Source organism: Saccharothrix coeruleofusca, assembly GCF_017876325.1.
GTDB lineage: Bacteria > Actinomycetota > Actinomycetes > Mycobacteriales > Pseudonocardiaceae > Actinosynnema > Actinosynnema coeruleofuscum.
Genome location: NZ_JAGINV010000001.1, coordinates 5575825 through 5602748, shown reverse-complemented (window position 1 = coordinate 5602748; position 26924 = coordinate 5575825). Strand labels below are relative to the sequence as shown.

Here is a 26924-nt window from a genome sequence, read left to right as displayed (position 1 = left end):
ACGCGCCACCACTCGGGAGCGAGGGGACCGCATGATCCGCCGGACGGTGCACGAGGGGTGGCAGCTGAGCGCGGTGGGAGGGCCGGTGCCCGAGGCGGTCGCGGGCCGCGCGGTGCCCGCCGAGGTCCCCGGCAGCGCGCACCTCGACCTGCTCCGCGCGGGCCTGATCCCCGACCCCTACCTCGACCGCAACGAGGCCGAGCTGGCCTGGGCGCACCGCGCGGACTGGCGCTTCGCCACCACCTTCACCGCCGACGCCGCCCGGCCCGGCGAGCGCGTCGAGCTGGTCTTCGACGGCATCGACACGGTGGCCGCCATCGAGCTGAACGGCACCCTGCTGGGCCGCACCGCGAACATGCACCGCGGCTACCGCTTCGACGTGCGCGAGGTGCTGCGCGACGGCGACAACGAGCTGGTGGTCACGCTGTTCTCCGCGCTGGCCCACGCCGAGCGGGTCGAGCGGGAGCTGGGCTGGCGGGACCGCGCCTACCCGCACCCGTTCAACGCGGTGCGCAAGATGGCCTGCTCCTTCGGCTGGGACTGGGGCCCCGACCTGCAGACCGCCGGGCTGTGGAAGCCCGTCGCGCTGGAGCGCTGGGACAGCGCGCGGCTGGCCGGGGTGCGCCCGCTGGTCACCGTGGACCCCGACGGGACCGGCCGGGTCGAGGTGCACGTGGACGTGGACGCCGTCGCCGCTGCTGATCTGTCCATCGTAGCCACTGTGGACGGTCGGTGGGAGCGCGTCGCCGTCTCAGGTGACAGGGCCGTGGTCACCGTCCTGGTGCCGGGGGCGCGGCTGTGGTGGCCGGCGGGCTACGGCGAGCACCCGCTCTACGACCTGCGGGTGGCGCTGCTGGCGGGCGAGGAGGAGGTGGACTCCACCGAGCGCCGCGTCGGGTTCCGCACCATCACCGTGGACACCGAGCCGGACGGGATTGGCACCCCGTTCACCTTCGTGGTCAACGGCAGGCGGATCTTCGCCAAGGGCGCGAACTGGATTCCCGACGACCACTTCCTGACCCGGATCACCCGCGAGCGCCTGGCCAGGCGGGTGGACCAGGCCGTCGCGGCGAACATGAACATGCTGCGCGTCTGGGGCGGCGGCATCTACGAGACCGACGACTTCTACGACGTCTGCGACGAGCGCGGCGTGCTGGTGTGGCAGGACTTCCCGTTCGCCTGCGCGGCCTACGCCGAGGAGGAGCCGCTGCGCTCCGAGGTCGAGGCCGAAGCCCGGCAGAACGTGGCCCGGCTGACCGCGCACCCGTCGCTGGCGCTGTGGAACGGCAACAACGAGAACCTGTGGGGCTACGCCGACTGGGGCTGGCCCGAGCAGCTCCAGGGCCGCACCTGGGGCCTGGGCTACTACCGGGAGCTGCTGCCCGCGATCGTGGCCGAGCTGGACCCGACCCGCCCGTACGCGCCCGGCAGCCCCTACAGCCCCGGCGAGGTCCACCCCAACGACGACGCGCACGGCACCCGGCACGAGTGGGAGGTGTGGAACCGCGTCGACTACACCCGCTACCGCGACCACGCGCCGCGCTTCTGCGCCGAGTTCGGCTTCCAGGCCCCGCCCACGTGGGCGACGCTGACCCGGTGGGTGCGCGACGAGCCGCTGACGCCCACCTCGCCCGCGTTCCTGCTGCACCAGAAGGCCGAGGACGGCAACGGCAAGCTCGACCGCGGCCTGGCCCCGCACCTGCCGGTGCCCGAGTCGTTCGAGGACTGGCACTGGGCCACCCAGCTCAACCAGGCCCGCGCGGTGTCCTTCGGCGTGGCGCACTTCCGCTCGCACTGGCCGCGCACGGCGGGTGCGCTGGTGTGGCAGCTCAACGACTGCTGGCCGGTCACGTCGTGGTCGGCGATCGACGGCGACGGCCGGGAGAAGCCGCTGTACTACGCGCTGCGGCACGCCTTCGCGCCGCGCCTGCTCACCGTGCAGCCGCGCGGCGGGACGGACGTGCTGGTCGCGGTGAACGACGACGACCGGCCGTGGGCGTCCGAAGTGGTCGTGCGCAGGCTGACTTTCGCGGGTGAGGTGCTGGTGGAGGTTAGACTGCCGCTCCGGGTGCCCGCCCGCTCCGTCGCCGAGGTCGGTCTGGCGGAGGCCCTGCTGACCCCGACGGACCCGGAGGCCGAGGTGCTGGTGGCGACCACGCCGGACGCGCGCGCCGTGCACCCGTTCCGGGAGGACCGCGAGCTGGCCTACGACCCCGCGCCGCTGACCGCCGAGGTGGTCGCGGTGCCCGGCGGCTACCGGGTCGACGTGCGCGCCACGTCCTTCGCCCGCGACGTGGCGGTGCTGGCCGACCGCGTGGCCCCGGACGCGGTGGTGGACGACGTGCTGGTGTCGCTGCTGCCGGGCGAGCGGCACTCGTTCACCGTGCGCACCACCGCCGAGCTGGCCGACCCGTCGGCGCTGGCCGGGCCCCTGGTGCTGCGCTCGGCCAACAGCCTGAGCGCGGTGCTGACGTGACCGCGTCCACCGGGGCGGTCGGACTGGTGCTGGCCCGGCCGCCCCGGCTGCTGGGCGTCGAGCCGTTCTTCATGGAGTTCATCGCGGGCATCGAGGAGCGGCTGGCCGAGCGCGAGCTGTCGGTGCTGCTGCACGTGGTGGCCACCCAGGACGCCGAGATCGCGGCCTACCGGCGGTGGGGCGCGCGGCGGCTGGTGGACGCGGTGGTGCTGGTCAACCGCTCGGTGGAGGACCGCAGGCCCGCCGTGCTGCGGGAGGTGGGGCTGCCCGCGGTGCTGGTGGGCGAGCCCGCCGGGGCGTTCCCGGTGGTGCGCACCGACGACGCGGGCCCGGTCCGCGCGGCGCTGGCGCACCTGCTGGAGCTGGGCCACCGGCGCATCGCGCGGGTCAGCGGCCCGGAGTCGCTGCTGCACACCAGGGCGCGCACCGCGGCGCTGCTGGAGGGCTGCGCCGCCGCCGGGGTCGAGCCGGTGGTGGTGGAGGGCGACTACTCCGAGGAGTCCGGCGCGAAGCTGACCGCCGCGCTGCTGAGCGGCGGCGAGCCGCCCACCGCGATCCTGTACGACAACGACGTGATGGCGGTGGCCGGGCTGGGCGCGGCCAAGGAGCTGGGCGTGGCCGTGCCGCGCGAGCTCAGCGTCGTCGCGTGGGACGACTCGACCCTGTGCAGGCTGGCCTCGCCCGCGCTGACCACGATGAGCGTGGACGTGCACCGGTTCGGCGTGACCGTCGCCGAGTCCGTGCTGGAGCTGGTCGGCGGCGGCCCGGTGGCCGACCGCTGGTCGCCGTCGGCGACGCTGGTCGCGCGCGGGAGCACCGCGCCGCCGGTCTGAACGAGCACGAGGAGAACCATGTCCCACCTCGCCGCGGCGACGCGGTACGACGAGCTGCCCTACCGCCGAGCGGGCCGCAGCGGGCTCAAGCTGCCCGCGGTGTCGCTGGGGCTGTGGCACAACTTCGGCCACGACAAGGCGCTGGAGGGGCAGCGGGCCATCCTGCGCCGGGCCTTCGACCTCGGGGTGACCCACTTCGACCTGGCCAACAACTACGGCCCGCCGCCCGGTTCGGCGGAGGAGAACTTCGGCCGGGTCTTCGCCCGCGACTTCCGGCCGCACCGGGACGAGATCCTGGTCTCCACCAAGGCGGGCTACCACATGTGGGACGGCCCGTACGGGGAGTGGGGCTCCCGCAAGCACCTGCTGTCCTCTTTGGACCAGTCGCTGACCAGGCTGGGCCTGGACCACGTGGACGTCTTCTACCACCACCGGCCGGACCCGGACACGCCGATCGAGGAGTCGATGGGCGCGCTGGACACGGCGGTGCGCTCCGGCAAGGCGCTCTACGTCGGCATCTCGAACTACTCGGCGGAGCAGACCCGCGAGGCGGCGCGGGTGCTGCGCGAGCTGGGCACGCCGCTGCTGATCCACCAGCCGTCGTACTCGATGTTCAACCGGTGGGTCGAGGACGGCCTGCTCGACGTGCTGGCCGAGGTGGGCGCGGGCAGCATCGCGTTCTCCCCGCTGGCGCAGGGCGTGCTGACCGACCGCTACCTCGGCGGCATCCCGGAGGGCTCGCGGGCGGCGGGCGCGAGCCCGTTCCTCAGCGCGGAGAACATCACCGAGGAGAAGCTGGGCAGGGTCCGCGCGCTCAACGAGGTCGCCCGGCGGCGCGGGCAGACGCTGGCGCAGCTGGCGATCGCGTGGGTGCTGCGCAACGTGACCTCCGCGCTGGTCGGGGCGAGTTCGGTGCGGCAGCTGGAGGACAACGTGGCCGCCACGGCGAACCTGGAGTTCACCGCCGAGGAGCTGGCCGAGATCGAGCGGCACCTGTGAGCCCCGCGATCACCTGGTGAAGCGCTTCGGTTGATCGTCTCCGCGCCAGGCGCACTGTGCTTGACCAGCGGTTACTTAATCGGTTAACTACCGCCATGCGGCGGACGTCCGAGGTGATCGCCATCGACATCGGTGGCACGAAGCTGGCCGCCGGGCTGGTCGACCCGGACGGCGTGGTGACCGCCCGCCGGGCCACGCCCACCCCGGCCGGGGACGCCGAGGCGGTGTGGCCGGCGCTGGCGGGGCTGCTCGACGAGCTGGTGGCGCTGGGCAGGCCGGTGGGCGGCGCGGGCATCGCCAGCGCCGCCCCGATGGACCTGCGCGCGGGCACGGTCAGCCCGGTGAACATCCCCGGCTGGCGCGACTTCCCCCTCGTCGCGCGGGTGGCCCAGCGGCTGGGCGGGCTACCGGTCCGGCTCGCGGGCGACGCGGTGTGCATGGCGCTGGCCGAGCACCACCACGGCGCGGGCCGGGGCAGCGGGTGCCTGCTCGGCATGGTGGTCTCCACCGGCGTGGGCGGCGGTTTCGTCTTCGACGGCAAGCCGCACCTGGGCGCGCTGGGCAACGCGGGCCACGTCGGCCACGTCGTGCTGGACCCGGCGGGACCGGAGTGCGCGTGCGGGGCGAGGGGGTGCGCGGAGGCGATCGCCAGCGGGCCGTCCATGGTGCGCTGGGCCGTGGAGCGGGGCTGGCGTCCCGCCGACGCGGCGCGGGCCGACGCGGCGGCGCTGGCCGCCGACGCCCGCTCGGGCGACGAGGTGGCGCTGGCCGCGTTCCAGCGTTCGGGCGCGGCGGTGGCGCACCTGATCACGGTGTGCGTGGCGTTGTGCGAGGTCGACCGGGTGGTGATCGGCGGCGGCGTGGCGCAGGCGTGGGACCTGCTGGAACCGGCCATCACCGCGACCCTGCGGACCTGGGCCGGGCTGGACTTCCTGCGCCGCGTGGAACTGCGGCCCGCTGAGCTCGGCGCGGACGCGGGCCTGGTGGGGGCGGCGGCGCTGCTGGCCGGTGGGAGTCCACTGAGGGCCGTTCCGGTGCGCGCCACGACGAGCGCGTGAGGCGCGGCGGGTGGTCCCGCCGCGCCTCGCGGAACTACCGGAAGTTCACGTCGCTGCACAGGAAGTACGCCTGGTCCATGTGGCTGGCCTGCCAGATCACGAAGACCACGTGGCGGCCCGAGCGGCTGCCCGCGTCGACCTGCGTGGTGTAGACGCCGCTCGGCTCGTAGCGGCCGGTGGAGGTGACCAGTTCGAGGTCGCCCCAGCCCAGCGGCCGGGTGGCGTCGTCGAAGCCCTGGCGGGTGATGTGGACCCGCAGGAAGTCCGCGCCGTGCTTGGCCTGGTCGTCGATGGTCAGGTCGAACCGGCGCGGCTTGTCCGCCATCACCCAGTCGCCCACCGCGTCCAGCGACCGGTAGCGCCCGTTCGCGGCGTTGCCGCCGCTGCACAGCTGACCGTCGGGAATCGCGCCCCGGAAGTCGCCTCCGAGACCGTTGCGGTAAACGCCCCTCCAGATCCACATGGCGTCGGGGTCGGCCTTCCACGCCTGCGCGCACATGGGGTCGGTCAGACCCATGTCCGGGTTCTGGTGGTCGCTGCCCCAGCGCTGCCAGCAGCCGTAGCTGCGGGACGGCGGGTCGGTGGTCGAGCCGTGCGCGTCCGCGATGCCCGCGGTCACCAGCCCGAGCGTGGCGGCCACGGCCGTCAGCAGGCTCAGGAGTCTGCGCGTGAGCGACACGTTCTCCTCCTCGTCGAGGATGTGGGCCACTCCGGGCTGGGAGCGTTCCCGGAACGCACTGTAGCGACAGATTTACTTTCTGTGAAAGCAGGGGGACGCGCGCGATCCGCCGTGGATCGCGCGCGTCCGGTGTGATCAGCCCTGGTGGGGGCAGGTGTCGCGGTACTCCGAGATGGCCGTGCCGCGCGGCGCGGGGCACAGGAACTGCTCGTAGCGGGTGTCGTTGTCGATGAACCGCTTCAACCAGGAGATGCTGTACTTGGCGATCGTGGTGTTGGAGGTGTTGGGCGCGAAGTGGCTCGCGTTCGCCAGCTCCAGGTACGCCTTGTCCAGGGTCGCGGGCAGACCCTCGTAGAACCGCTCGGAGTGGGTGGCCACCGGGGCCACCGAGTCGTCCTCGGCGCCGATGATCAGCGTCGGGGTGCGCACGGTGGAGAAGGTCTTGGTGGTGTTCCACCCCGTCAGCGGGATCGCGGCCTGCAGGCTGGGCCGGTCCTCGGCCGCCTCCAGCGAGCCGCCCCCGCCCATCGAGTGACCCATCACGCCCAGCCGGTCGGGATCGATGCGGTCGCGCACCGCGCTGCTGCCGGTCAGGTAGTCCAGCGCGGCCAGCAGTTGGTCGCCGCGCGAGGCGGGCTGGTCGTAGCGGGAGTTGGTGTCGATGGTGAACACGACGAAGCCCTGCGAGGCCAGGCGCGGGCCCAGCCAGGAGATGCTGGACTGGGAGGCGGTGTAGCCGGGCGAGATCGCGACCGCGCCGAAGGTGCCCTCGGCGGTGCTGGTGGGGTAGTAGATGGTGCCGCCGCCGAAACCGCGCACGCTCAGGGACGACACGGTGGTCTGGGCGGTGGCGAACGGGCCTCGGAGGGCCTCGATGCTGGCCGTGGTCGGCGCGGGCCCGCGCTCGAACGGGTTCTCGGCCGCTTCCGCGGTGGCGGCTCCCGTGGTGAGGGCGACCGTCGCGGCCAGCGCGGCGGCGGCTCGCGTCCACTTCGGAGCGCGGTGGGTGGACGGGGTTTTCATCTGCATGGCAAGGCTCTTCCCGTGTGGCGGTGGTGCCGGACGCGCCTGCGGCGACGGTGGGAGTCCTCTGTGGACCCGAAGGCTGCGCAGCGGAGTCTGCCTACTACCTACTCCGGAGTCAAGTAGTGGTTTGAGCACTGTGCGTCACATGGCGTTCTTGGCGGCCCGCGCTTAACCTCTCGCCGCCCGCGCTTAACCTCTCGCCGCCCGCGGGCCTGGTGTGCTAGCTTCGCCCCAGGTTTCCGGCGCGAGGAGTCGAAGGGGAGGTGGGGTATGACTGCCAGGCCTGTCGTTGCCGTGCGCAACGAGCGGTGGTCCCCCCTTTCCCTTCCCCAGGGCTGACGCCGTAGCGGCACCATCGCCGCCGCCGCCCTGGGTCCTTCGCGACCAGGAGTTCCCGCGTTGTCCGACAACGTCTTTCCCGGCATGTCCGACTACGGGTGGGACGAGGCGCTGGAAGCCTCGTTCACCCCGCACCGCGAAGCGGGCCTGGTGCCCGCCCGCGTGGCGCGCGTCGACCGGGGCCGGTGCGACCTCATCACCGGCACCGGCCCGACCCGCGCCACCATCCCGACCGACCTGACCCCGTTCCCGTGCACCGGGGACTGGGTCGCCCTGCACCCCGGCGAGGCCGTCCTCGCCGAGGTCCTGCCCCGCCGCACCGCACTGGTCCGCTCGTCGGCGTCCCGCCGCTCGGACGGCCAGGTGCTGGCCGCGAACGTCGACACCGTCGTCGTCGTGGTCTCCCTGGCCGCCCGGCTCGCCCTCGGCCGGGTCGAGCGGATGCTCGCCCTGGCCTGGGAGAGCGGCGCGCGGCCGGTGGTCGTGCTGACCAAGGCCGACCTCGCCGACGACACCGAGCGGGCGCTCGCCGAGGTGGCCGCCGCCGCGCCCGGCGCCGACGTGCTGGCGGTCAGCGCCACCACCGGCGACGGCCTCGACGCGCTGCGGGCCGTGCTGACCGGCACGATCGTGCTGATCGGCCCGTCCGGCGCGGGCAAGTCCACCCTCGGCAACGCCCTGCTGGGCACCGAGCGGCTCGCCGTGGGCGAGGTCCGCGCGGCGGACGGCAAGGGCAGGCACACCACGGTGCACCGCGAGCTGCTCGCCCTGCCGCACGGCGGGGTGCTCATCGACACGCCGGGCCTGCGCGCGGTGGGGCTGTGGGACGCCGACTCCGGCGTGCGCCAGGCGTTCGCCGAGATCGAGGAGCTGGCCGAGCGGTGCCGGTTCGCCGACTGCGCGCACGGCGGCGAACCCGGCTGCGCCGTGCTGGCCGCCGTCGAGTCCGGTGAGCTGTCGCAGCGCCGCTTCGACAGCTACCTCGCGTTGCAGCGGGAGAACGAGTGGATCGCCTCGCGCACCGACGCGCGCCTGCGCCTGGCCCGCAAGAACGAGCGCAAGGCGATCACCCGCTTCCAGCGCAAGCTCTACCGGGAGCGGGGGCGGGGATGAGCGAGGCCTTCTTCGCCCTGCACCACGACCTGCCGCGCCAGGGGCCCGGCTCGGACGCCACCACCCGGCTGCTGCTCGCCTTGGCCGGTCCCCTGCCGGACCGGCCGAGGACGCTGGACATCGGCTGCGGCCCCGGCCGCTCCGCGCTGGTGCTCGCCGAGGCGGGCGCCGAGGTCACCGCGGTCGACACGCACGAGCCGTTCCTCGACCAGCTGCGCCGGTCGGCCGTCCGGCGGGGGCTGCGCGTGACCGCGGAGCACCGGTCGATGACCGACCTGCCCTACCCCGACGCCTCCTTCGACCTGGTCTGGGCCGAGGGCTCGGCGTACCTCATGGGGTTCGACCAGGCGCTGTCGGCGTGGCGGCGCCTGCTGGCGCCCGGCGGCGCGCTCGTGGTGACCGAGTGCGGCTGGACCACGCTCGACCCGGCCCCGGCCGCCCGCGCCTTCTGGGACGCGGCCTACCCGCTGCGCACCACGGCGCAGACCATCACGGCGGCGGCGCGCGCCGGTTACACCGTCACCGCCACCTACCTCCTGCCCGACCGGGACTGGTTCGACGAGTACTACGCGCCGCTGGAGCGCCGGGCGGACGCCGCCGACCCGGCGCTGCCCGGCATGGCGGAGGCGCTGGCCTGGACGCGGCGGGAGATCGACCTGCGCCGCGCCCACGGCGCGGACTACGGCTACACCGGCTACGTGCTGCGCCCAAGACCCACCACCCCCTAACCCGCGTCGGCAAGTACCACCCGAGGGCTCCGGGAGGGCCGGTAACCACTACCGGGCACCCGGAGCCCTCGGTTCGCGGTGTCCGAACGCCCAACTCGTGCGCCCGCGAGGTGGCCAGTTTCGGCGAAGTGGACCGGGACACGGCCCGGTCGCGCACCTAGTGTCCGGTCCGCAGAACCCCTTCGCCAGGACCCCTACGCCAGAACCTCTCGACGCTGGGAGCAGCCGTGGACCCCGTGCTCGCCGCCGACCTCGCCGCACTGCCGGACCTGCTGGAGACCACCGGCAGGTTCGCCGCCCACGCGCTGGGCGGCCTCGACGCGCGCCCCGTCGTGTCGAGGCCGCCGGTGCCCGGCGGGGAGCTGCCCGACAGCGGCGTCGGGTTCGACCGGGCACTGGCCGAGTTCGCCCGGCGGTGGGAACCGGGGTTCTCCGGCTCGGCGGGCCCGCGCTACCTCGGCTTCGTCACCGGCGGCGCGACGCCCGCCTCGCTCGCGGGCGACTGGCTGGCCTCCGCGTTCGACCAGAACGCCACGACCGGCGTCGACTCCGCCGCCGCGGAGCTGGAACGCGAGACCGTGCGGTGGCTGGCCGGGCTGTTCGGCCTCGGCGACACCCACACCGGGGCGTTCGTCACCGGCGCGACCATGTCGAACTTCGTCGGACTGGCGCTGGCCCGCGAGTGGCTGGGCGAGCGGGCCGGGGTGTCGGTCGCGCAGTCCGGCGTCGCCGCCCTGGGGCCGGTGGCGGTGCTCTCCGGCGCACCGCACTCCAGCACCTACAAGGCGCTGGCGATGCTGGGGTTGGGGCGCGACAGCCTGCGCCCGGTGCCCACGCTGCCCGACCGGGAAGCGGTCGACCCGGACGCGCTGGCCTCGGCGCTGGCGGCGCTGGACGGCCGCCCGGCGGTGGTGGTCGCCAACGCGGGCACGGTCAACACCGTCGACTTCGACGACCTGCGGGCCATCGCGGCACTGCGCGAGCGCTACCCGTTCTGGCTGCACGTGGACGCCGCTTTCGGGGCGTTCGCCGCGCTGTCGCCGGAACTGGCGCACCTGGTGGCGGGACTGGCCGAGGCCGACTCGGTGTGCGTCGACCTGCACAAGTGGCTCAACGTGCCCTACGACTCGGCGGTCCAGTTCACCCGCAGGCGGGACCTGCAGGTCAAGGTGTTCCAGAACGCCGCCGCCTACCTCGGGCTGCCCTCGGCGGAACCGGACTTCCTGCACCTGACCCCGGAGAACTCCCGGCGGCTGCGCGCGCTGGCGGCCTGGTTCAGCCTCACCGCCTACGGGCGCGCGGGGCACCGGGAGATCGTCGAGCGGTGCGTGGCCTCGGCCCGGCGGCTGGGTGACCACATCGCGCGGACTCCCGCCCTGCGCCTGCTGGCGCCCGTGCGGTTGAACGTCGTGTGCTTCACCCTCGCCGAGGAGCCGACGGCGCAGCGGGTGGCGCAGCTGTGCGGGCGCATCGCCGCCACCGGCGACACCTTCCTGACGCCGACCGTCTACAACGGACAGCACGCGCTGCGCGCGGCGTTCAGCAACTGGCGCACCGGGGAAGCCGACGTCGACCGCGCCTTCGCGGCCATCGCCTCGGCGTGCGCCTAGGAGCCCGCCGGCGGTGAGGCGCCGAAAACCGGTGGAACAGCGCCGCCGGGCGCCTCTACCGTGCTGTCGGACCACATCGCCCAGTCGAGGACGTGCCGTTGTACACCCTGTGAGACCTCCCGAGCGCTGAATCGTCGCGCGGTCGCGCCTGTGCGCCGCGCTTCTTCCTGCTGCGGACTTCTCACAGAAACGGTGCTTCCTGTGCCCAGGACCTGGGTGGTCGTGCCCACCTGCCTGCCATTAGTCCTCCGTCGTTGTCACACCTGCGCGTCCGGGCGGTTCCGGGCGAGCGGGAAATTCCGCGTCAACGCCAACCACAAGCTGATCGACGCATGGCTCCTGGTGCTCTGCGCCGGTTGCCGGGGAACCGTGAAGCTCACGGTCCTGGAGCGGGTGAACGTGCGCTCCGTGCGGCCGGAACTGCTGCGCCGCCTGAACGACAACGATCCCGCCCTGATCGCGGAACTGCTCCAGGACGACGCGCTCCTGCGCCGCAACCGCGTCAGCCTCGACTGGGGCACCACTTGGCGGCTCGACAGGGGCAGCCCGGACCACCAGGACGACGAGGTGGTCGACGTCCGAGTCCACTTCGCGGCCCGCATCCCCATCCGGCCCGCGCGACTGATCGCCGAAGGCTGCGGCCTCTCACGAGCCGAGGTGGAACGGCTGATCGCGGAAGGCGGGATCGTCTCGGCCACCGCACTGACCGGCAAGCTGTCCCACGACTTCACCTTCACCCTCAAGCGCTGACCCGCACGCCGCAACTCACCGCTTGGCCCGCGCAAACCCGCGCGGGCCAAGCGGGCACCACGCGAGGCCGACTCCCAGGCGGTCGAGCCGACCCGGCGCAGCCGGGTCAGTTGATGAACGCGGCCACGGTGTCGAGGATGCGCTCGTCGCCCGCGAAGACGCCGGACTTGCGCGGCCACGGGGCCGCCATGTCGGTGAAGCCGAGTTCTTCCGCGCGGCCGAGGAAGTCGCGGTAGCACTCCACACTGGACAGTGAGAAGACCGGGGCGGCGTCGGTTTGCAGGAACCGGCGCAGGTGGTCGCGCGGCAGGTCCTGCGCGGCCAGCACGTCGTCCAGTCGCGCCGACAGCTCGGCCAGCGAGGACCACCAGGCGTCGAGGGTGTCGTGCTTGGCGCCCGTGGTGATCCACCCCTGGCCGAAGCGGGCGGCCAGCCGCAGGCTTCTGGGGCCGTTGGCCGCCACGATGAACGGAATCCGGGGGCGTTGCACGCAGCCGGGGGCGTTGCGGGCCTCCACGGCCGCGTAGTACTCGCCCGACCAGGTCACCTTCTCCTGGGTGAGCAGCAGGTCGAGCAGTTCCACGAACTCGGCGAACCGCCGCGCCGGGCTGGCCGGGGGCGGGCCGCCGAGGACGGCGCGGTCGTACCCGCCGACGCCGCCCGCCCCGACGCCCAGGGTGAACCGGCCGCCCGACACCTCGTCCAGGGTGGTCAGCTCTCTGGCGTAGGGCACCGGATGTCGGAAGTTCGGCGACGCCACGAGCACGCCCAGTTCGATGCGCGAGGTCGCCTCGGCGGCGAGGGCCAAGGTCGGCACCGAGCCGTACCACGGGCCGTCGACCAGTTTGCCCCAGCCCAGGTGGTCGAACGTCCAGGCGTGCGCGAACCCGTACGCCTCGGCGGCCTGCCAGCGCGGCTTGGCCTCGGCCCAGGGGTACTCGGGGAGGATGGTGATGCCCGCCTTCATGGCACGGTCCTTTCGATCAGATCTTGTGTTCGATCGAACCGAACGCCTGTTCGTCTGTCAATCGAAATCCGCTAGCAAGATCGGGTGACGCGCGGTCGGGGCGGCGCTCAGCCGGGGCGACCGGTGCCCGTCCCCAGCCAGCGGATCAGGGCGGTTTCCAAGCCTGCGGTGTCGCCATCGGCCGACGCCCAGGCCACGACCCCATCGGGACGCACCAGCAGGCCGCTCAGCCCGCTCCCCTGCGAACCGCCCCGGATCAGCTCCAGCCGCTCGGCGTACGGTTCCGCCGCGGCTGCCAGCCGGTCGTCCGCGGCAAGGTCGACGAGCAGGGCCCGGCCGCCGTGAGCGTGCTCGGCGAGCCGGGTGCCGTCGTCCAGCCGCAGGTCGGGCATCGTCGCGCCGACCAGGGGGTGACCGCCCCCCAGGTCGTAGCGCTGCCACAGGCCGGAGACCCGCTTCACGTAGTGGGTCGCGCCGTCGCGCGTGCCGAGGAAGTCGGCGACCACTCCCCTGAGCGCGCGGGTGTCGGCGTCGCCGCGCATCACGGCCACCTGGGCGCGGGTCCAGTCGAGCACCCAGGCGCCCACCGGGTGCCTCTCGGCGGTGTAGGTGTCCAGCAGGCCCTCGGGCGCCCACCCCCGCACCGTGGCCGCCAGCTTCCAGCCCAGGTTGACGGCATCGCCCAGGCCCAGGTTCAGGCCCTGGCCGCTGAAGGGGGAGTGCACGTGGGCGGCGTCTCCGCAGAGCAGCACGCGACCGCGCCGGTAGTCGCTCGCCTGCCGCGCGTTGTCCGTGAAGCGCGCGGCGCTGATGACCTCGGTCACGCGGACGTCCACGCCGCTGACCCGTCGCAGGCTGGCCTCGATCTCAGCCGCGGTGACCGGTGCGTGCCGGTCCGCGGGCGGGCCGTCGAACTCGACGGTGCGCACGCGACCTGGCGTCGGCCCGTGCGCGTAGACCCCGGTGGGGGTGTGCTGCCACCCCTGTCCCAACCGCTCGCCCCCCTCCAGGGCGACTACCGCTTGACGGCCCGTGATGCCGGGGCCGGTGCCGGTGAACTCGAAGCCCGCCAAGCGTCGGACCAGGCTGTGGCCCCCGTCGCAGCCGACCAGCCACGCCGCGCGCACGTCGTCGCCGCCGGACAGGTGAGCGGTGACTCCTGCCCCGTCCGCGTCGAACCCGCGCACCTCGACCCCGCGCCGGATCTCGACGCCCAGTTCTGCGGCGCGCAGGCCGAGCACCCGTTCCACCTCGACCTGCGGGACCATGAGGTACCAGCCGGTCCGACCGCGGTCGCGCAGGTCGGGGTCGGACCGGTCGACGGGGTCCGCCGGGACCGGGATGCCGCCGAAGTGCCCGACGAAGGGCGGTCGCCGAGAGCCCGCGGCGCGGGGGGCTTCGGGCTGCGACCGCCGCAGCGCCGCTTCCAGGGCGGGGAGCAGGCCGCGCCGGTCGAAGGCCAGCGCGGAGGCGGTGTTGACGGCTCCCGCCTTGACGGCGGTGTCGGGTTCCTCCCGCCGTTCGACGACGAGCACCCGCGTGCCCGCCAAGCGCAGTTCGGTCGCGAGCATCAGGCCGACCGGACCCGCCCCCACCACGAGCACGTCGTAGTCCGTGCGGCTGGTGCTGGGTAACGGTGTTGTCGTGATGTGAATTGGTGTTCTCCTGTTCCGCTGGAGCCCTCCCGGCGGACCGGTCGTCGGTGATGCGGCAGGCGTCGCCCCGGTCCGAGGCCGGAGGGCCGAGTCGTGGTGGGGTGTCGAGCGGTCCGGCGGTCGCGTCCGGTGATCGAGTCCGGGGTGCGGCGCCGGGAGTTCCCCGGCGGGGCGAGTCCAGGGCGCGTCAACGCGGTGCCGTCGCGCGATGTCGCTGCGTCGACCGGCGGTCCACCGCTCGGGCCGACTGAGGTGTCGGTCGCTCGACGTGGTGAAGCTTGGCGCAGTGAAGCACATCGCGGTCCGCGGGGCAGGTGAATTTTCACCGCGCCCCGCGTCGGTCGACGTACCGCTGGCGGCCCTCGCGGAGGGGTTGACAGCGCCGACCCCCGAGGTGTTTGCTAACCGCAAGGTTAAATAACCAATCGGTTATCCAAGGAGGTCGTCATGACCACGGCGAACGAGTCCCGCACCGTCGTCACCACCCCGTCCGAGGTCGAGATCGCCATCTCGCGCGAGTTCGACGCCCCGCGCGAGCTGGTGTTCGACGCCTTCACCCGGCCCGAGCACGTCTCCCGCTGGCTGCTCGGGCCGGATGGCTGGGTGATGTCGGTGTGCGAGATCGACCTGCGCGTGGACGGCGCGTGGCGCTGGGTCTGGCGCAGGGACAGCACCGGCGAGGAGTTCGGCATGAGCGGCGTGTACCGGGAGGTCACGCGGCCCTCGCGGGTGGTGAACACCGAGGTCTACGAGGGCAACGAGTCGGTCGTCACGCTGGAGCTGACCGAGCGCGACGGCCGCACCACCGTCGTGCAGACCTCCCGCTTCGCCTCTCAGGAGGTCCGCGACGCGGTGCTGGCGACCGGCATGGCCGACGGCGTCGACGCCAGCTTCAACCGCCTCGCCGGGATGCTGCCCACCCTGGCGTGAAGCGGTGGGGGCCGCGTGGACCCCCACCGGCTCAGGCCACGCAGCCGTCGCCCCCCGGCGCTCCCCCGGCGGGCGCGTCCACCAGGAACTCGCCGACGAACGCGCGGACGGCGGCGGGGTCCACGGACAACCCCGTCCCGCGCTCGGTGCTCGTCTGCTCGCCCACCGGGATCGTCGCGGTGCGCACGGGTGCGTCCGGTCGCAGACCGCGGGCCAGGGCGAGCACGTCCCAGCCCTCGTCCACGCGGACGTGCTCGCGGACCACGCCCACCAGCGCGGGCAGGGTGTCCGGGGCGGCCAGCGCCTTGGCCGCGGCGGCGTGCAGGAACGCCTGCTGGCGCACCACGCGGTCCAGGTCGCCCTGCGGCAGGCCGTGGCGCTGGCGCACGAAGGCCAACGCCTGGTCACTGGTCAGCACCTGGCGCCCGGCGGGGAAATCGGCGCCGCTGTAGTCGTCCTCGGTGGCGTTGCGCAGGCACACCTCGACGCCGCCCACCGCGTCGTTGACGGCGGTGAAGGCCGTCATGTCCACCGCGGCGTAGTGGTCGATCCGCACACCGGCCATCGCCTCGACCGCGGTCACAAGGGCCTTGCTGCCCTCGACGCCCGAGCCCGCGCCCCGGTAGACGGAGTTCGCCTTGACCGTGCCGCCGGGAGTCTCGATCCAGGTGTCGCGCGGGATCGACACGGCGCTGATAGAACCGTCGCCGCCGAAGCGGGTCAGTGCGATCGAGTCGGTGTAGCCGTCCTCGTCCAGCCCGAACACCAGGACGTTCTGCGCCGTCGGCGACACCGCGGCCGACGACTGCGCCGCCGCGTCGGGCGAGGGCGGGGTGCCGCGACCCATGGTCAGCGGTACGACCAGGGCGACCGCCGCCGCGACGGCGGTCAGCCCGCCCGCCGCGATCAGGGCCATGGGGCGGCGGCGCGCCCTCTTCTTCTCCAACTCGGCCAACACGGCTCCAGGGTGTACGGCTCGGGCCGCTTCGGCGGCGATTGCCTCGCGGATGAGCATTTCGTGATCGGTCATCGCAGCACCTCCGCGGCGGATGAGGTATTCGTGTTCTGGTTGGCGCGCAACGTCTTCAACGCACGGGAGATGTGGCTGCGCACGGTTCCCTCACCGCATCCCAGAATCGCGGCGATTTCCGCGTCCGTGCTGTCCTCGTAGTAGCGCAGCACGAGTGCGGCGCGTTGCTTGCGGGGCAGCACCGCGATCCTGGCGCGCATCGCGTCGCGCTCCGCGTGACGCACGGCCGGGTCGTCGACCGGGGGTGAGACCTCCGCGAGTGCGCTGTGCGACGACGTGACCTCACGGGCCGCTCTGCGCCGCCACCACGACAGGTACTCGTTGGTCACCATGCGCTTGACGTAGAGGTACGGGGCGTCCAACGCCCCGATGCGGTGCCAACGGCGCTGCGCGCGCAGCAGCACCTCCTGCACGATGTCCTGCGCGAGGTAGCGGTCGCACGTCATCGCCGTGGCGTACCGCAGAAGCCGATCCAGCCGATCGGCGACGAACTGTTCGTACCCGTCCGGCACGTCGTCCCCTTCTGCCGAGGTGTCCGTTGCGGTCGGGAAACCTCGGGACGCGCCGCTGGCGTTGAACGCAGTGACGCGGCTCACACTCCGGGTGTGGTGCGCCGCGCGGTGGGATCGGCCGCGTGGCGTCCTGAAGCGGCGTCAGGGGATCAGCACGACCTTGCCGGTGACCGTACCGGACTCGGCCAGCGCGAGCGCCTCGCCCGCCTCCGCCAGCGGCACCCGCGCGGCGACCTGGGCCCGCAGCTCGCCCGAGGCCAGCAGGGCGAACACCGCGCCGAGGTCTTCGGCCAACCGGGTGCGGAACCGGGCGGCGTTCCGCTTGCCCGCCCAGATGTTGTAGAACGTGGCGGTGCGGCCGTTGGGCAGCGCGTTCCACCACATCAGGCGGGCGAGCAGCTTGAGCACCGGCAGCCGCGAGGAGCCCTGGACGTCACGGGTGGCCGCGGTGCCGTAGCCGACCAGCGTGCCGCGCGGCGCGAGCAGCCGGTAGGAGTCCACGATGCCGGGGCCGCCGACGTGGTCGAACACCGCGTCCACCCCACCCGGCGCCAGTTCGCGCACCCGGCCGGGCAGGTCAGGGTCGCGGTAGTCGACCGGCGTCGCGCCCAGGGCGCGCACCGCGTCGTGGTGGCGCGGGGAGGCGGTGCCGATGACCCGCGCCCCGGCGAGCCGGGCGAGCTGCACCAGGGTCGAGCCGACGCCCCCGTTGGCCCCGTGCACCAGCACGGTCTGCCCCGCGCGCACGCGGGCGATCCGGTGCAGCATCCGCCACGCGGTGATGCCGTTGACCACCAGCGTCTCGGCCTCGGCCGGGTCCACGCCGTCGGGCACCGGGACCAGGTCCGCCGCGTCGAGCACGACGTGGCCCGCCCAGCCGCCGGTCTTGGTCAGCGCCGCGTACCGCTTGCCGACCACCGCCGGGTCGACGTCCCCGCCGACCCGCGCCACCGTGCCGACCAGGTCGTAGCCGGGGGTGAAGGGGAACGGCGGCTGGTCGTAGTACTTGCCGCGGCGCATCTGCTGCTCGGCGAACGAGACGCCGCTGGCCTCGACCCGGACCAGGGCCTGCCCGCGCTCGGGGGCGGGCAGCTCGCGCCGCCGCAGCACCAGGCCGTCCGGCTCGACGACGCCGGGCAGCACGACTTCCAGGGTGGTCTCCACCTGCTTCTCCCATCTTGTGAGTGTCTGGTCACTCACTTATGTATGTGAGTACACACTCACACCTGGCGGATGTCAAACGGCGAACGCGCCGCCACCGGGTGGGCACCAGGCGTGACAGCGTTGGGGCGCAATGGTTTTCACCGATCCGCGCTCGTCCGATCGGCGTAGCATGGGGCCTCCACCCGCGTGGGCGGATGGATCGCCTTCTACGCCGGAAGTGCGCCATGATCGAGAATTCGCCGAGTGGTCCGGTGATGCTCGGGGCCGAAGTCGCGGTCCCGGTGACCGGGGAAGAGCTCCGCCGGGACGTGGTGGCTTCGCGTGGCGGCGGACCCGGTCGCGAGGCGGTGGTCCAGCGCGGTCGCAGGGGGCGGAACGCCTTCCCGGCCCGCGAGCCCGCGCGGATCGCCGTCGCCGTCGTGGGGCTGCTCCTGGTCGTCGGCTCGGCGAGCGGATGCGACGAGCGGACTTCGCCGGAGGGAACGGCCCCGCTCAGCACGGCCGCGACCACGACCGCGACCACGACCACGACCACCGCGGCCGTCGCCACGACGACGGCCGAACCGACCACCACGGCAACGACGGCAGAGCCGACCACCACCACCACGACCACCACAACCACGGTCGCCCCGCTGCCGCCACCCCCGCCTCCGCAAGAGCAGGCCGTGCCGAGGACGACCACGGCGCAGGTCGCGCCCGTGCCGCAGCCGGGCTGCGACCCCAACTACAGCGATTGCGTCCCGATCGCCGACGACGTGGACTGCCGGGACGGCAAGGGCAACGGCCCGGCGTACGTGGCGGGTCCGGTCCGCGTGATCGGCGACGACATCTACGACCTCGACCGCGATGGCGACGGCATCGCCTGCGAGTAGCCATCCCGGTCGATCACTCGTCCGGCGGGGGCGCTGGGTACCCTCGCCGACATGAGCCGCGCCCGGCAGAAGGTCACGCTCACCGCGGACCTCGTGATCCTGACCATCCGGGAGAGCAGGCTGTGCGTGCTGGTGGTGGAGCGCGGGAACGAGCCGTTCGCGGGCGAGCTGGCGCTGCCGGGCGGGTTCCTGCGCGGTGACGAGAGCCTGGACCAGACCGCGGCCAGGGAGCTGTCCGAGGAGACCGGGATGGACGCCGGGGCCCTGCACCTGCAGCAGGTGGGGGTCTACTCGGCACCCGACCGCGACCCGCGCACGCCGCGTGTCGTCACCTGCGCCTACCTGGCCATCGCCCCCGACCTGCCACTGCCCACCGCAGGGTCGGACGCCCGGTCCGCGCAGTGGCTGCCGGTGGCCGAGGTGCGGCGGCTGGGCCTGGCGTTCGACCACGACGAGATCCTGCGCGACGCGGTGGAGCTGGCCAGGGACCAGTTGCAGTTCCGCACCATCGCCACCGCCTTCTGCGGCGCGGAGTTCACCATCGGCGAGCTGCGCGAGGTCTACGAGGCGGTGTGGGGGGTCGAGCTGGACAAGCCGAACTTCCACCGCAAGGTCACCGACGCGGCCGGGTTCGTGGTGCCGACCGGGGGCAAGCGCCCGGCGGTCAACGGCCGCCCCGCAGCCCTCTACCGGGCGGGCGACGCGACCGCGCTGACGCCGCCGATGATGCGGCCGCGCTCGGCGGACGCCGAGCGGTCGCGCGCGCGTCGAGCTTGAGCGGGCAGCGCACCCCCCCACCGTCCGCCAGCGATCTTGTCAAAGTGACAATTGGCTCTGCGTCAAGGAAATTAGTTGCGCTCAGGGGTTGATGTCAAGATGACAACAACCTAGCCTGGCGGCATGGCAGACAACCTTGGGACGCGGCCCGTCGTCGGCAGGCTCGCGGCGGACGTGGTGTTGTTCACCAGGCGGAGCGGCGCGCTGTCGGTCCTGGTGGTGGAGCGGGGCGGGGAGCCGTTCCGGGCGGCTCTCGCGCTGCCCGGCGGGTTCGTGGAGCCGGGGGAGCGACCGCCGGACGCGGCGGTGCGGGAGCTGGCCGAGGAGACCGGTGTCGTGCTGCCGCGCGAGCGGTTGCGCAGGCTGGGGTGCTACCGGGAGCCCGGTCGCGACCCGCGCGGGCACGTGGTCAGCGTGGTCTACCACGGCTACCTGGCGGGTGCGCCCGTCGTGACCGGAGGCAGCGATGCCCGCGCGGCCCGGTGGGTCGGCGTGCTGGACTTCATGGCGCCCGGCGCGCGGGTGGCCTTCGACCACCGCCGCATCGTCGGCGACGCGGTGTTCAGGAGGTTCGGCTGGCGGCTGGCGGCTTGGGGCCCGGTGGGCGCAGCATCGCCGGGTGCAGCAGGTGGGCGGGCCCCCGGCGGTAGAGCGCCGCGGGACGACCGCCCTGACCCGAGGTCCGGGTGCCGGTCGGCACCAGGAAGTCCGCCACCCCGGTGACCTTGCGGTGGAAGTTGCGCGCGTCCAGTTCCTGGCCCCACACGGTCTCGTAGACCTGGCGCAGCTCGGTCACGGTGAACTCCGGGGCGCAGAAAGCCGCGGCCAGCGTGGTGTACTCCAGCTTGCTCCGCGCGCGTTCCACCGCGTCGGCCAGTATCCGCTTGTGGTCGAACGCCAGCTCGGCGCGCGGGCGCAGCACGGCGTCCACCGGCGTCCACGCGGCGGCGCGGGCGTCGCCGCCCGCGGTGGGGGCCGCGAGGCCGGGGACGAACGCGACGTAGCAGACGGTGACCACGCGCCCGCGCGGGTCGCGGCCGGGTTCGCCGTAGGTGCGCAGCTGCTCCAGGTGCAGACCGGCGGCGTCCAACCCGGTCTCCTCGGCCAGCTCGCGGGCCGCCGCGCGGTCGACGTCCTCGGTGGTGTCCGCGAGGAAACCGCCGGGCAGGGCCAACATCCCCCGGTACGGCTCGATCCCCCGCTCGACCAGCATCACCTGGAGGGCGCCGTCGCGCACGGTGAGCACCGCGAGATCCACGGCCAGTGCGACCAGCGGGATCTCCCACGCCTCGTCGGACGTGTCGTCGCTTCCGGTGACCTGTCCTGGTCGTCCGTCCACACGCAACACTCTACCCGCAACGTTGCGGTGCCCTCTTGTCCGCAATTTTCGTCGGTTTGACGATAAACCGGGGTGTCGGCTACGGTCTGCCCACCGCGGCGCCGTTCCCGCCCCCGCCTCTTCCGCTCCACCCCACGCGATGCGCGCTGCGCAAGTGGATCGACCCCGGCTGTACCCGCGGACTCGCCCTCCGCCGTCACCTCGGCAGACGAAGCGGACCGCCCCGGCGGACCGCGTTGGAGTGAACCGATGATCGTGATCTTGACAGCACTTCAGGTCGAACAGCGGGCCGTGTTGGAACACCTGGTCGACGTCGAACCGCACCGGCACGCGGCGGGCACCATCTTCGACGTCGGAACCCTTGCGGGCCAACGGAACCGGCGCGTGGCGCTGGGCGTGACCGGTCCGGGGGCGCTGGGCGCGGCCACGCTGACCGAGCGCGCCTTCGCGGAGTTCTCGCCCTCGGCGATGATGTTCGTCGGCGTCGCGGGCGGGCTGCGCGACTGGTTGGAGATCGGCGACGTGGTCGTGGCCACCAAGGTCTACTCCTACCACGGCGGGCGCAGCGAGGACGAGGAGTTCCTGGTCCGGCCGCGCGCCTGGGAGATCTCGCACGCGGTGGAGCAGACGGCCAGGCGGCTGCCGCGCGACAACGCCTGGGCCGCCGCGCTGCCGGAGACGCCGGGCGTGCACTTCGAGGCCATCGCCGCGGGCGACGTCGTGCTCAACTCGACGACCTCGCCGGTGGCGCGGAAGATCCGCCGCAACTTCAACGACGCCGTGGCCATCGAGATGGAGAGCTCGGGGTTCGCGCTCGCGGGCCACCTCAGCGGCAAGGTGCCCATGGTGACCGTCCGCGCCATCAGCGACCGCGCGGACGGCACGAAGTCCACCACGGACCGCGAGGGCGGCCAGCGCGTCGCGGCCCGCAACGCCGCCGCGTTCGCCGTCGCCCTCGCCGCGGCGCTGGACGACGACGAGACCCCCGGCGGGACCGCCGGCGCGCCGGGGAACGCCCCGACGCTGCCGACCATCCGGAGCACCAGCGTCGCGCGGGACAACGCCCACGTCGGTCAGCAGATCGGCGTCAACTTCGGCGCCGGGTGGCCGGGAGGTGGCCGGTGAGCGACATGTCGTTCGATCACTTCCCCCACGTGGACAGCCACATCACGGCCACCGACGGCGCGCACGTCGGTCAGCAGATCGGCGTGCAGCACGGCGACAACTACAGCGACACCGCCTTCCACTACTCGTACGTCTACAACGTCAACCAGGAGGACCCGCCCGAGCGCAGGCACGAAGTGGCCCTCAACCACCTCAATGGGGGCACACCCCGGTTCGCCGAGAAGCTGTTCGGGGAACTGCTGTGGAACGGCGACGGCACGACCGAGCGGGCGTACTACTACGTGCTGTCCGTGCTCAGCGACCGGTCGCTGCACGAGATCCGCGGCGAGCTGCTCACCGGGGTGGTCAACGCCCGCAAGATCTGCGACTCGCTGGCCAGGGACATGTGGCGCGAGGCGCTGGACGTGGTGTGGCGGCTGCTGCGGCACATGCGGCTGGAGGCGGGCGGCGAGGCGGGCGAGGAGCACCTGCGGGCGGCGCTGACCGCCTTCGGCGCGCTGCCCGCCGAGCGGCAGGACGAGATCGCGCTGCACATGGACATGGTCATCGGCGGCGTGATGCAGGAGCGGCTCGAAGCCGGGTACGCGCGCCGCGTGGTCAGCGAGCGGATGCGGCCGGGCCGCGCCGCCCGCGCCTGGAAGTTCTTCCAGCCCGAGCCCGCCAAGCCCCGGCTGTACACGCACACCGCGTCGAAGGCCGACCGGGCCGACTGGCTGCGGGCCGTCGTGGGCGGGGCGGGCGTGCTGCTGGGCGTGCTCTCGCTGCCCTCGGGGGCGTTCGGCGTCGGCGCGCTGCTCGGGGCCGCCCTGGTGGCGCTGGGCGGGTACCTGCTGCTGGGCAGGGGCATCGCGCTGGAGGCGGCGGGCCTGCGGGTGGCGGTCAAGCAGCGCGAGGTCGTGCCGCCCGAGGAGCCGGAGCAGCCGCAGTCGCCGGGGCACTGGGTGTCCACCGAGTTCGTCCACGAGATCCACCGGCTGGTCGAGGCGCGCTTCCGCGACGCCCGGCCGCACGTCGCCGGTGACTGGCCCGCCTACACCGAGGGCATCCGCGCTCACCTCAAGCAGCGCTTCGTCGACCTCTACGGCAACGCCCAGGTGACGGCGGCGGCGGTGAACTGGCTGATCCGCTGGCACGCCAAGCGGGTCGCCGCCGGGTGGGGCGAGCAGGGGCTGTTCCGGTACCAGGCGGCGCTGGCCGCGTCCGGCGGCACGGCGGCGCTGTTCCGCGTCGGCGCGGGCATCGCGGTGGCGGGCCTGCTGGTGCTGATGGGCAGCGGCCAGGGCGTCGCGGCGCTGTTCATCGCGGCGGGCGGTTTCTTCGGTGCCAAGGCGATCACCCGCATCGGGGCCCTGCGCAGCGTGGACGGGTTCCTGCGCGCGGACGCCGAGCAGCTCTACGCCGAGGAGATGCGCGCCTACGAGGAGTGGGTGGCCAAGCTCGCGGACCGGCCAACGGACGCGGAGATGGCCCGCTGGCTGGCGATGGACAAGATCCACCTGAAGACCGACGCCATCCGCCGGGCCGGGCTGAGCAACCACGACCTGGTGGCGCACGTGGTGATGACCGAGGGGGCCAAGGGCGCGATGCGCGCCCGCGTGCTGCACGGACCGCCGCGCTACTCCGCCTACGTGGTGCAGATCTTCCTGCTCACCCGCAGCGGTGTGCGCGAGGCCAGGGTCGAGCTGGACTTCCTGACCGGCGAGGCGCGCAACGAGCGGCGCAACCTGTTCCGCTACGACGCGCTGGCCTCGGCCAGCGTCACCGAGAGCGGCGTCCGGGGCACCAGGGGGGACCGGGAGGTGGAACGCCTGCGCAGCCGCACCTTCCGGCTGACCCTGGTCAACGGCCAGCACATCACCATGGTCGCGGAGAACTTCCGCAGCGCGGGCGACGCGACCCTGGAGGACGAGTCGGAGCTGTTCCTGGTCGCCCTCCAGACCTCCGGCATCGAGGGCGCGCTGCCGATCCTGGAGGCCGTGGCGTCCGAGGGCCGCGACTGGATCGTCCGGGAGCAGGAGCGCCGCGAGCGCTGGTCCCGCGCCTGGTACGAGTAGCCCCACCCCGCGAACCGAGCGTTCCGACACCGCGAACCGAGCGTTCGGACACCGCGGACCGAGCGTCCCCGCGCACCGGGTAGTAGTCACCGGCCCGCGCGGGGGCCTCGGGTGGTACTTGCCGGTGCGGGGAGGCCGGCGGCGTAGGCGGCGAACTCGAAGGTGGCGTCGAGGCTGCCGGGGCGCGGCGGCTGGGTCGGGTCCCAGCCCAGCGCCCGGTCTTCGAGGACCTGGGTCAGCAGAGGGCGCCACTTCGGGTCGAGGTGGTCCAGCGCCCACTCCAGCGCGCCGCGCTTGGAGGTGACCTCGGCCGTGCGCAGCGTGTAGAGCAGGCGGCAGTAGGTCGACACGGCGTAGCGCTGGGTCCAGGCGACGTGGAACGGCGCCCACGTCCGCAGGTCGTCCAGCAGGGTGGGCAGCGCCGCGCGCATCGCGTCGCGCAGCACCTCCGGCGGCACCTCGTCCACCAGGGTCGCGATCGGCGGGCCGTCCATCGTGATGCCGTGGTGGCGCAGTATCCACCGCGTGTGCGGGGTGTTGCAGTGCGTGTCCCAGGTCAGCTCGCGGTGCCCGTTGTCGCAGTACAGCCACGGCACCCCGAGCCCGGCGACGTCCCGCAGCGACGCGAGGTCGGCGTAGGAGCCCTCCAGGCACTGGTTCCAGTGGCCCCGGCGCGTGGGGATCTGGTCGTGCAGGGCGCGCAGCCCGGCTTCGACCGGGCCGCTGGGCGGGGCGGTCGTGACGACGATGAAGTCGCAGTCGCTGTGGACGTCGCCCGCGCCCAGGGCGAACGAGCCCTGCAGGTAAGCGCCGACGTAGGTGTCACCGAGGATGTCGCGGGCCGTGGCGACGAGGTCGGCCAGCACGGCGTCGAGGTCTTCGAAAGGGGTGAACAAGGCAGGTCTCCGTAACCCGTGGCAGGAGTGGGGCGACACGGGCGCGGCGGAGGTGCGGGACACGTCGCCGCGCTCAGGCGCGGCGGGTCCGGGTCGATGCGCTGCGACTCACGGCGGCAGCCTAGCGCGGCTCAGAGCTGGCCGGTGCGGAATTTGTCCAGCACCCGGCGCTCCCGCTTGGTGGGCCTGCCCGCGCCCCGCTCGCGGTGGGCGACCGGGGCGGCGGCGATCGGCGGCGGGGCGGGCGTCCGGTCCAGGAAGCAGGTGGCGGCGTCGGCCGCGCCGACCCGCTTCTGGATCACCCGCACCACCTCGACGATCCGGGTCGTGCCGTTCACCCTGGCGCGCACCTCGTCGCCGGGGACCACCACCGTGGCGGGCTTGGCGGGGCGGTCGTTGACCCGCACGTGCCCGCCCCGGCAGGCCGCCGCGGCGTCGTTGCGGGTCTTGGTCAGCCGGACCGCCCACAGCCAGCGGTCCACACGGGTGGACTCCACGCCCCCATCATGCCCGGTCCGCGAACTGCCGCCGACCACTGCCGACTCCTGCCAAACGCGCCCGGACCGGCGCGATCACGCCTAGGGTCGTGATCATGAGCATTCCTCGCGACACCAGGGCCACCGTCACCGAGTTCCTCGACAGGCTGGCCGCGGGCGACCCCGACCGGGTCGCCGAGCTGTTCGCCGAGCCCGTCGACTGGCAGCTGAGCTGGCCTGACGAGGGCCACCCGGCCATCCCGTGGATCCGCCCGCGCTCGACCAGGGCGGAGGTCGCCGACCACTTCCGCGCGCTGGCCGAGCACCACGTCCCGGAGCGCAACGCCACCACCGTGTCCGCGATCGTGGTCGAGGGCGGGAACGCCGTCCTGCTCGGGCGCATCGGGCAGACGGCGCGGGCGACCGGCCGGTCCTACACCGCGATGTTCGCGCTGCACCTCACCGTCGAGAACGGCCTGATCACCCGCTACCACATCTACGAGGACAGCCTCTCGGTCGCCGCCGCGCTCACCGCCGCGCCTACCGGGTGAGCAGGTCGCGCAGCGCCTTGACCACCTCGGCGGGACCCTCCTCGGCCATGAAGTGCCCGCAGGAGACGATCCGGTGGTCCAGGTCCGGGGCCCACGCCCGCCACAGCGCGGCGCCGTCGTAGCCGAGGGCGGCGCCCCAGTCCTGCTGGAGCACGGTGACCGGCATCCGCAGCCGGTTGCCCGCCTCCCGGTCGGCCCGGTCGTGCTCGACGTCGACGCCCGCCGACGCCCGGTAGTCGGCCACGATCGAGGGAATCGCCTCGCGGGACGCCTTGAGGTAGGCGGCCCGGTGCTCGGCGGGGATCGCGCTCGGGTCGGTGGCCCACAGGTCCAGGAAGTGGCCGAAGAACTCGTCCGCCGCCCCGCTGATCATGGCTTCGGGCAGGCCCGGCGGCTGGGCCATCAGGTAGAGGTGGAAGGCCACCGCGGCGGACGCGCCGCGCAGCACCTCCCACATGTCCAGGGTGGGCAGGACGTCCAGCGCGGCCAGGTGGGTGATCGCGTCGGGGTGGTCCAGGCCCGCGCGGACGGCGACCAGCGCGCCCCGGTCGTGCCCGGCCAGCGCGAAGCGGTCGTGGCCCAGCGCGCGGGCCAGCGCCACCACGTCGGCGGCCATGGTGCGCTTGGCGTAGGTCCGCCCGGTGTCGGCGGGCTTGTCGCTGTCGCCGTAGCCGCGCAGGTCCGGGCAGATGACGGTGTGGTCGGCGGCCAGGTCGGCGGCGACGTGCCGCCACATCAGGTGGGTCTGCGGGAAGCCGTGCAGCAGCACGACGGGGCTGCCCGAGCCGCCCACGGCGACGTTGAGCGCCACCCCGTCGGCGACGGTGACGCGCTGCTGGGTGAACCCGGTGATCTTCGGTGACATGGTCGCCCTCTCCGGTGGGTCGTGGTCGGTGCCCACTGTGCGGGCCGCCGATCAGCACCCGGTCAGCAGCGGCTCAGCCGGGGACGCGGTTAGGTTGTCC

Annotated in this window: 25 protein-coding genes and 1 pseudogene; 15 read left to right on the top strand and 11 right to left on the bottom strand. The window is 73.5% G+C overall.

Features of this window, described 5'->3' with window-relative positions:
* Positions 1–31 precede the first annotated feature (31 nt).
* The 4 genes from JOF41_RS25330 to JOF41_RS25315 all read left to right on the top strand — a co-directional run bounded on the left by JOF41_RS25330 (position 32) and on the right by JOF41_RS25315 (position 5366).
* Positions 32–2476: a glycoside hydrolase family 2 protein gene (locus tag JOF41_RS25330; RefSeq protein WP_209622487.1), complete on the top strand. Its 2445-nt coding sequence runs from the start codon at positions 32–34 to the stop codon at positions 2474–2476.
* Positions 2473–3309, top strand: coding sequence for a LacI family DNA-binding transcriptional regulator (locus JOF41_RS25325; protein ID WP_189227608.1), 837 nt, complete (start codon positions 2473–2475; stop codon positions 3307–3309). The genes JOF41_RS25330 and JOF41_RS25325 overlap by 4 nt, the downstream gene beginning before the upstream one ends.
* Positions 3310–3327: 18 nt before the next feature.
* The gene (gene mgrA, locus JOF41_RS25320; protein ID WP_189227607.1) at positions 3328–4308 is read left to right on the top strand and encodes an L-glyceraldehyde 3-phosphate reductase; all 981 of its coding nucleotides are present in this window, start codon (positions 3328–3330) and stop codon (positions 4306–4308) included.
* Positions 4309–4403: 95 nt separating this feature from the next.
* Complete coding sequence (locus JOF41_RS25315; RefSeq protein WP_189227606.1) at positions 4404–5366, top strand: ROK family protein; 963 nt, start codon at positions 4404–4406, stop codon at positions 5364–5366.
* A 34-nt stretch (positions 5367–5400) separates the two neighbouring features.
* On the opposite strand, the gene JOF41_RS25310 is transcribed toward JOF41_RS25315, so the two are convergent.
* Entirely contained in the window at positions 5401–6075 is a 675-nt protein-coding gene (locus tag JOF41_RS25310) for a lytic polysaccharide monooxygenase auxiliary activity family 9 protein (RefSeq protein ID WP_307867526.1), read from the bottom strand.
* A gap of 105 nt (positions 6076–6180) precedes the next feature.
* Positions 6181–7068 (bottom strand): bis(hydroxyethyl) terephthalate hydrolase, encoded by an 888-nt coding sequence (gene bdeA, locus JOF41_RS25305; protein WP_209624437.1) that lies wholly within the window; start codon positions 7066–7068, stop codon positions 6181–6183.
* Between the two features lie 402 nt (positions 7069–7470).
* Here bdeA and rsgA point away from each other — a divergent pair, with 402 nt between their 5' ends.
* The 4 genes from rsgA to JOF41_RS25285 all read left to right on the top strand — a co-directional run bounded on the left by rsgA (position 7471) and on the right by JOF41_RS25285 (position 11611).
* On the top strand, positions 7471–8523 hold the full coding sequence (gene rsgA / locus JOF41_RS25300) for a ribosome small subunit-dependent GTPase A (protein ID WP_229796395.1): 1053 nt from the start codon (positions 7471–7473) through the stop codon (positions 8521–8523).
* Complete coding sequence (locus tag JOF41_RS25295; RefSeq protein WP_209622484.1) at positions 8520–9251, top strand: class I SAM-dependent methyltransferase; 732 nt, start codon at positions 8520–8522, stop codon at positions 9249–9251. Before rsgA ends, JOF41_RS25295 begins: the two co-directional genes overlap by 4 nt.
* Positions 9252–9478: 227 nt before the next feature.
* Complete coding sequence (locus JOF41_RS25290) at positions 9479–10861, top strand: pyridoxal phosphate-dependent decarboxylase family protein (protein WP_209622480.1); 1383 nt, start codon at positions 9479–9481, stop codon at positions 10859–10861.
* A gap of 60 nt (positions 10862–10921) precedes the next feature.
* Positions 10922–11611, top strand: a complete 690-nt coding sequence (locus JOF41_RS25285; RefSeq protein WP_307867525.1) for a DUF1062 domain-containing protein — start codon at positions 10922–10924, stop codon at positions 11609–11611.
* Between the two features lie 106 nt (positions 11612–11717).
* On the opposite strand, the gene JOF41_RS25280 is transcribed toward JOF41_RS25285, so the two are convergent.
* Positions 11718–12578, bottom strand: a complete 861-nt coding sequence (locus JOF41_RS25280) for an LLM class flavin-dependent oxidoreductase (RefSeq protein WP_189227600.1) — start codon at positions 12576–12578, stop codon at positions 11718–11720.
* Between the two features lie 107 nt (positions 12579–12685).
* Entirely contained in the window at positions 12686–14182 is a 1497-nt protein-coding gene (locus JOF41_RS25275) for an FAD-dependent monooxygenase (protein ID WP_209622474.1), read from the bottom strand.
* A 498-nt stretch (positions 14183–14680) separates the two neighbouring features.
* On the opposite strand from JOF41_RS25275, the gene JOF41_RS25270 reads away from it, so the two are divergent.
* Complete coding sequence (locus JOF41_RS25270; RefSeq protein WP_189227598.1) at positions 14681–15163, top strand: SRPBCC family protein; 483 nt, start codon at positions 14681–14683, stop codon at positions 15161–15163.
* Positions 15164–15194: 31 nt separating this feature from the next.
* Here the strand turns inward: JOF41_RS25270 and JOF41_RS25265 are convergent, their stop codons facing one another.
* From JOF41_RS25265 to JOF41_RS25255, 3 genes are all read right to left on the bottom strand, one after another.
* A complete protein-coding gene (locus tag JOF41_RS25265) occupies positions 15195–16193 on the bottom strand; it encodes an LCP family protein (RefSeq protein WP_189227597.1) in 999 nt (332 codons plus the stop codon).
* Positions 16190–16705: a SigE family RNA polymerase sigma factor gene (locus JOF41_RS25260; protein ID WP_189227596.1), complete on the bottom strand. Its 516-nt coding sequence runs from the start codon at positions 16703–16705 to the stop codon at positions 16190–16192. Before JOF41_RS25260 ends, JOF41_RS25265 begins: the two co-directional genes overlap by 4 nt.
* Positions 16706–16846: 141 nt before the next feature.
* Positions 16847–17905 carry a medium chain dehydrogenase/reductase family protein gene (locus JOF41_RS25255; RefSeq protein ID WP_372448494.1) on the bottom strand — a complete coding sequence of 353 codons (1059 nt, stop codon included), beginning with the start codon at positions 17903–17905 and terminating at the stop codon, positions 16847–16849.
* Positions 17906–18093: 188 nt separating this feature from the next.
* Here JOF41_RS25255 and JOF41_RS25250 point away from each other — a divergent pair, with 188 nt between their 5' ends.
* From JOF41_RS25250 to JOF41_RS37370, 3 genes and pseudogenes are all read left to right on the top strand, one after another.
* Entirely contained in the window at positions 18094–18741 is a 648-nt protein-coding gene (locus JOF41_RS25250) for a hypothetical protein (protein WP_209622471.1), read from the top strand.
* Between the two features lie 51 nt (positions 18742–18792).
* The gene (locus tag JOF41_RS25245) at positions 18793–19518 is read left to right on the top strand and encodes an NUDIX hydrolase (RefSeq protein WP_189227595.1); all 726 of its coding nucleotides are present in this window, start codon (positions 18793–18795) and stop codon (positions 19516–19518) included.
* 123 nt (positions 19519–19641) lie between these two features.
* Positions 19642–20019: pseudogene (locus JOF41_RS37370) on the top strand (NUDIX domain-containing protein); the annotation flags it as partial.
* Between the two features lie 61 nt (positions 20020–20080).
* Here the strand turns inward: JOF41_RS37370 and JOF41_RS25240 are convergent.
* A complete protein-coding gene (locus tag JOF41_RS25240; protein WP_307867523.1) occupies positions 20081–20857 on the bottom strand; it encodes an NUDIX hydrolase in 777 nt (258 codons plus the stop codon).
* Between the two features lie 249 nt (positions 20858–21106).
* Here JOF41_RS25240 and JOF41_RS25235 point away from each other — a divergent pair, with 249 nt between their 5' ends.
* Positions 21107–21982 carry a 5'-methylthioadenosine/S-adenosylhomocysteine nucleosidase family protein gene (locus JOF41_RS25235; RefSeq protein WP_189227594.1) on the top strand — a complete coding sequence of 292 codons (876 nt, stop codon included), beginning with the start codon at positions 21107–21109 and terminating at the stop codon, positions 21980–21982.
* A 5-nt stretch (positions 21983–21987) separates the two neighbouring features.
* Positions 21988–24036 (top strand): hypothetical protein, encoded by a 2049-nt coding sequence (locus tag JOF41_RS25230; RefSeq protein WP_189227593.1) that lies wholly within the window; start codon positions 21988–21990, stop codon positions 24034–24036.
* A gap of 86 nt (positions 24037–24122) precedes the next feature.
* On the opposite strand, the gene JOF41_RS25225 is transcribed toward JOF41_RS25230, so the two are convergent.
* Both JOF41_RS25225 and JOF41_RS25220 read right to left on the bottom strand, forming a co-directional pair.
* On the bottom strand, positions 24123–24932 hold the full coding sequence (locus tag JOF41_RS25225; protein WP_189227592.1) for an aminoglycoside adenylyltransferase domain-containing protein: 810 nt from the start codon (positions 24930–24932) through the stop codon (positions 24123–24125).
* 131 nt (positions 24933–25063) lie between these two features.
* Positions 25064–25429 carry an RNA-binding S4 domain-containing protein gene (locus tag JOF41_RS25220; RefSeq protein WP_189227591.1) on the bottom strand — a complete coding sequence of 122 codons (366 nt, stop codon included), beginning with the start codon at positions 25427–25429 and terminating at the stop codon, positions 25064–25066.
* Between the two features lie 95 nt (positions 25430–25524).
* On the opposite strand from JOF41_RS25220, the gene JOF41_RS25215 reads away from it, so the two are divergent.
* A complete protein-coding gene (locus tag JOF41_RS25215) occupies positions 25525–25959 on the top strand; it encodes a nuclear transport factor 2 family protein (protein ID WP_189227590.1) in 435 nt (144 codons plus the stop codon).
* Here the strand turns inward: JOF41_RS25215 and JOF41_RS25210 are convergent.
* A complete protein-coding gene (locus JOF41_RS25210; RefSeq protein ID WP_209622468.1) occupies positions 25949–26824 on the bottom strand; it encodes an alpha/beta fold hydrolase in 876 nt (291 codons plus the stop codon). The genes JOF41_RS25215 and JOF41_RS25210 overlap by 11 nt on opposite strands.
* Between the last annotated feature and the right edge of the window lie 100 nt (positions 26825–26924).